Raw genomic sequence first — 4,797 nt, 5'->3', positions numbered from 1 at the left:
TCCATCTGCTCATCGCCGAACTCTCCGGAAATCCGGAACTTGTCGGCCAGCTCAGCTCCATCAATGCACGCATCCGCTTCATCCGCCGCATCCAGATCGAACATCCTTCGCATGACAAGGCGCAGATCACCTCCCATTCGGCCATCGTCGAGGCTGCCGTCAAGCGCGATGCCGAGAACGGCGCGAAACTGTTGCGCGAACATATCGAAATGACCGTCTCCGCCACGCAGCAAGCGCTCAAGGACGCCTTGCTCAAGGTTTTCGCGCCCGACAATGGCGCCGAGCTGAAGCGTCGCCGAAGGGCTCGCGACGCATAATCGATATCTGAGCACAAAATTGAACGCAATAGTGTCGACACTTTCTTGACGACGATCCCTTTGTCTGCTTCGATGGGCTTACACGGGGAAGAAGACCGCAACGGCCTCCCCCTGTCGTAGTCAGCAGCTAAGGGGAACCATGATGAAAAAATCTATCGCCACACTTCTTCTCGGCGCCTCGCTTTTTGCAGCGCCGGCCATGGCCGAGCAGATTACCGTCGGAATGTCCGCGCCGCTCTCGGGCGCGCAGGCCTATTTCGGCAGCACCTGGCACAATGGCTTCAAGCTCTACGTCGACAGGCTGAACGCCGATGGCGGCGTCAATGGCGTCACCATTGCCTATGACCAGCAGGACGACAAGGCCGACCCGCGCGAGGGAACGCTCGTCGCCCAGAAATTCTGCGACAATGACAAGGTCGTGCTTGGCCTGGTGAACTTCAATTCCGGCGTCGCCCAGTCGACGCTGCCGATCTATGAAGACTGCACGCTGCCGACCATGACCTTCGGCTCCAATCCGTCTCTCACCAAGCAGGGCTACAAGTTCATGGTGCGCCCGGTGGCCAACGATCTGGCCGGCGCATTGTTGCCAGCCGAATATGCGCTGGGCAAGCTCGGCGCCAAGACTGCCGTGATCGTCAACGACAAGCAGGTCTTCGGCCAGGGCATTTCCGAAATCTTCGCCAAGAACTTCGAAACCGGCGGCGGCAAGGTCCTCGATACCATTGCCGTGGCGCCGTCCGACGTGGACTTCACCGCTGTGCTGGCCCAGATCAAGTCCAAGAAGCCCGATGCGATCTATCTCGGCGCCGTCATGCCGCAGCTTGCGCTGTTTGCCAAGCAGATGCACGAGCAAGGTATCGCCGCCGTGCTAATGGTGCCGGACGGCGGCTACACGCCGGACCTCATCAAACAGGCGGGCGAAGCCAATATCCAGGGCACGCTTGTCGCGATCCAGGTGCCGCCGATGGATGCCTCCCCCGAGATCGCCGATTTCGCCAAACTCTACAAGGCGAAGTATGGTGAGGAAGCCGGCCCGTATTCGATCTACGGCTATGTACAGGGCCAGATTTTGGAACAGGTGCTGAAAACGACGAAAGGCCTCACGCGTGAGGACCTCAACGCAGCATTGCATGCAGTCAAGGCGAAGACCGTCGTCGGCGAGCTGGAATTCGACGAAACCGGCGAACTCAAAGTCGCCCCATCCTACCTCTACAAGGTGGAGGGAACGGGCTTCCATCTCGTCGGTTCGAAATAGCAGCCAGACCGCCGGAGCCGCATCGCTACGCGCGAAGCGGCTCCTTCACCTGTTGACGGGCGTGCCTGCCGCAAGTACGGGCGGCCACGTCGACCATTCCCCTTCCCGGTTCGACCGGTCCATGGGGTTGCAGGCACAGGACGCCGGCCCATGCTGGGAAATCTTATTCAACAAACGGTAAATGCCCTGACCATCGGCTCGATCTACGCCCTGATCGCGCTCGGCTACACCATGGTCTACGGCGTGTTGCGCATGATCAACTTCGCCCATGGCGAGATGTTCATGCTCGGCGCCTATGTAGCGTTTCTGGCGCTCAGCCTGCTGGTCGGCGATGTCGGGATGTCGGGCGCGCTGGCGCTGACCGCGGCCTTTCTCGTGGCGATCTTCCTCGTCGGGCTCATTGGCGTCGGCATCGAAAGGGTCGCCTACAAACCGCTGAGAAGCTCCACCCGGCTCGCGCCGATGCTGTCCTCGCTCGGCGTCTCATTGTCGCTCGTCACCGGGGTGCAGATCCTGGCCGGCCCACAGCCGGTCGCCTTTCCCAGCTTCTTCCCCGTCGTCCGGTATCAGGTGATGGGCGGCACCATCACCTTGATGCAGATCGGCATCCTGATCGCCGCCTTCGTGCTGATGTTCGGCCTGCATGTCCTGGTCAACCGGAGCCGTATCGGCATCATCGTGCGCGCCGTATCGGAAAGCCGACCGACCGCACAACTGCTTGGCATCAACGTCAACGGCGCCATCTCGATGGTGTTCTTCGTCGGGCCGCTTCTCGGCGCTGCCGGCGGCATCCTCTATTCCAGTTACTATGGCATCATGTCGCCCAGCATGGGCGCCGTCATCGGGCTGAAGGCCTTCACCGCGGCCATCCTCGGCGGCATCGGTTCAATCCCCGGCGCCATGCTCGGCGCCTTCATCCTGGCTTTCATCGAAGTGTGGGGAACCGCGCTGCTGCCCATTGTCACAAACGGCGTGCTCGGCACCGAGTATCGCGACGTTCTCGCCTTTGCGATCCTCATACTCGTGCTTCTGGTCCGTCCTGCCGGTATACTTGGCGAGGCCGTCTCCGAGGAAAGCATCGTGTACAAGAGGGAATTCTGATGGCCGCCGCCGACACTCTCGCCGCGGCCCGGCCGCGTGCGAACCGGACCATCTCCTGGCTCGTCTTCGCCATCGCGATCGCGCTGATCATGACCACGCCCTTCCTGCCCAACTACCATGTCCGTGTCCTCAACAGCCTGCTGATCTACATCCTGCTCGGCATCGGCCTGAACATCGTGATCGGCTATACCGGGCTGCTGGATCTCGGCTTCGTCGCCTTCTACGCGGTCGGCGCCTACAGCTATGGGCTGCTGGCAAGCCCGCAGCTCGGCCTGCATATGCCGTTCCTGCTCATCCTGCTCGTCGCCGCCTGCCTGGGTGCGGTCACCGGCATATTGCTTGGCATTCCGGTGTTGCGATTGCGCGGCGACTATCTGGCCATCGTCACACTTGGCTTCGGCGAGATCATCCGCATCATCATCAACAATCTCGACTGGCTGACCGGAGGGCCGCAAGGCATTGCCCGGCTGGACAAGGCGTCGATCCTCGGCATACAGATTGCCCGGCCGATCGACTTCTTCTGGCTGCTGCTGATCACCGTGCTCATCGTCGGCACCGTGGTCTGGCGGCTCGAGCGCTCCATCCTCGGCAAGGCGTGGGCGGCGATCCGCGAGGACCAGGACGCCGCGCGCGGCATCGGCATCAACACCACCAATGCCAAGCTTGCCGCTTTCGCCACCTCGGCCACGATCGGTTCCATAGCCGGCGCGATCTTCGCCGCATCGCAGCGTTTCGTCAGCCCGGAAAGCTTCACGCTGCAGGAATCGGTGCTGATCGTGCTGATGATCGTGGTCGGCGGCATCGGCAACATCTTCGGCATCGTCGCCGGCGCGGCAATCCTGATCCTGCTGCCGGAGCTGCTGCGCGAGTTCGCCGAATGGCGCATCCTCTTCCTCGGTCTTTTGATGATCTCGCTGATCATCGCGCGCCCGGCCGGCATCGTGCCGCGCAGCTTCGGGCCGGAGAAACTGATCCGAGGGCTTTTCGGAAAATGACGCTGGTCTTTCAGAGCCTTCGCAAGGTGTATGGCGAGGTCGTCGCCATCGACGGCGTGTCGACCGACTTCGCTCCCGGCATAATCCACGGCGTGATCGGACCGAACGGCGCCGGCAAGTCGACGCTGATCAACATGACGGCTGGTTCCTACACAGTGTCGTCGGGCTCGATCACGCTCGACGGCAAGCGTCTCGACAAACTCAAGAAATACCAGATCGCCAATTCGGGAATTGCCCGCACCTATCAGAACATCCGCCTCTTCGACCAGATGTCGGCGATCGAGAACCTTGAAGTCTGTTTCTATCCCGCCGAGGTTGCGGCCGCCTGGAGGGAAGTGATCTGGCCACCCTATGCCAACGCCCAGCGCCGGCGCCGGCGTGAGAAATGCATGGAAATCCTGCGGTTTTTTGACCTTCAGGGCTACGCCGACGTCGATGCCGGGGGCCTGCCCTATGGCCGACAACGCATGCTGGAGATCGCCCGCGCCTTGGTCGCCAATCCGCGCGTCCTGCTGCTCGACGAGCCCGCCGCCGGATTGAACCACCACGAGACGGCGGAACTGACGGCAAAACTCACCGCGTTGCGTTCGCCCGACCGGATCATGATCGTCGTCGAGCACGACATGGATCTCGTCATGACACTCTGCGACAGCATCATCGTCATGCATCATGGGAAACTGCTCTTCCGGGGCACGCCCGCCGAAGTGCAGGCAAGCACCGACGTCCAACTCGCCTATCTGGGAACCGCCAATGACATCGACGACATCCGGGCCGCTGCTCAGAATCGCCGGGCTCAGCTCGGGATACGGGCGCGTCGGCGTTCTTGAGGCCATCAGCATTGACGTCGATCCGCACGAGATCGTCGTCATCCTGGGTCCGAACGGCGCCGGCAAAACGACGCTGCTCAATTCCGTTTCCGGCGTGGCGCGGCCCACCGCAGGCAGCATCGCGTTCGAGGGCCGCGACATCACCGGGATGCGCCCCGAACAGGTCGTGCGTCTCGGCATCACCCACTGCCCGGAAGGCCGCCAGATCTTCCAGCGCCTGACGGTGGAGGAAAACTTGGTCGCGGCCCATATCGGTCGCGGCGGGAAGAGTTTCGAGGCGTTGCGCGCCGAGGTGTTCGAGC

6 protein-coding genes are annotated in these 4,797 nt (G+C 62.1%); all 6 read left to right on the top strand.

The window, feature by feature from the left end:
* Positions 1-317, top strand: a 317-nt coding sequence (locus tag EN932_RS29475) for an FCD domain-containing protein (protein WP_128369275.1), incomplete at its 5' end; no start/stop codon positions are given.
* 142 nt (positions 318-459) lie between these two features.
* Positions 460-1,572, top strand: a complete 1,113-nt coding sequence (locus tag EN932_RS29470; protein ID WP_024504004.1) for a branched-chain amino acid ABC transporter substrate-binding protein — start codon at positions 460-462, stop codon at positions 1,570-1,572.
* Between the two features lie 150 nt (positions 1,573-1,722).
* Positions 1,723-2,673, top strand: coding sequence for a branched-chain amino acid ABC transporter permease (locus tag EN932_RS29465; protein ID WP_224620706.1), 951 nt, complete (start codon positions 1,723-1,725; stop codon positions 2,671-2,673).
* On the top strand, positions 2,673-3,668 hold the full coding sequence (locus EN932_RS29460) for a branched-chain amino acid ABC transporter permease (protein ID WP_127368498.1): 996 nt from the start codon (positions 2,673-2,675) through the stop codon (positions 3,666-3,668). Before EN932_RS29465 ends, EN932_RS29460 begins: the two co-directional genes overlap by 1 nt.
* Positions 3,665-4,495: an ABC transporter ATP-binding protein gene (locus EN932_RS29455; RefSeq protein WP_063168748.1), complete on the top strand. Its 831-nt coding sequence runs from the start codon at positions 3,665-3,667 to the stop codon at positions 4,493-4,495. The genes EN932_RS29460 and EN932_RS29455 overlap by 4 nt, the downstream gene beginning before the upstream one ends.
* Positions 4,419-4,797 (top strand): ATP-binding cassette domain-containing protein (locus EN932_RS29450; protein ID WP_128369274.1); only part of this gene is annotated, 379 nt, incomplete at its 3' end. The genes EN932_RS29455 and EN932_RS29450, both read left to right, overlap by 77 nt.

This window comes from Mesorhizobium sp. M7A.F.Ca.US.002.01.1.1 (assembly GCF_004022955.1).
GTDB lineage: Bacteria > Pseudomonadota > Alphaproteobacteria > Rhizobiales > Rhizobiaceae > Mesorhizobium > Mesorhizobium ciceri.
Note: the sequence above shows the minus strand (reverse complement) of the source record. Positions and strands in the feature narration are given on the sequence as shown.